The sequence below is a fragment of the Paenibacillus oleatilyticus genome, assembly GCF_018998565.1.
Lineage (GTDB): Bacteria > Bacillota > Bacilli > Paenibacillales > NBRC-103111 > Paenibacillus_G > Paenibacillus_G oleatilyticus.
In genome coordinates this window covers 388-647 of the sequence record NZ_JAHNZO010000084.1, presented here as the reverse complement: position 1 = coordinate 647, position 260 = coordinate 388, and the positions used below count along the sequence as shown (strand labels likewise).

The following is a 260-nucleotide window of genomic DNA, read 5'->3' as shown; positions in this document are numbered from 1 at the left end:
GGCAAGCCTGAGCCGATGTCGCAGCCGTTTAGCGCAGCGCAAAAACCGCAGCCGTACGAGGCGCCACAGCCGTTCCAGGCGGCGCAAAAAGGCAAGCCTGAGCCGATGTCGCAGCCGTTTAGCGCAGCGCAAAAGCCGCAGCCGTACGAGGCGCCACAGCCGTTCCAGGCAGCGCAAAAAGGTAAGCCTGAGCCGATGTCGCAGCCGTTTAGCGCAGCGCAAAAGCCGCAGCCGTACGAGGCGCCACAGCCGTTCCAGGC

At 65.0% G+C, this 260-nt stretch carries 1 pseudogene; it reads left to right on the top strand.

The features are described 5' to 3' along the window. A pseudogene (locus KQX66_RS36395) lies at positions 1-260 on the top strand (hypothetical protein); the annotation flags it as partial.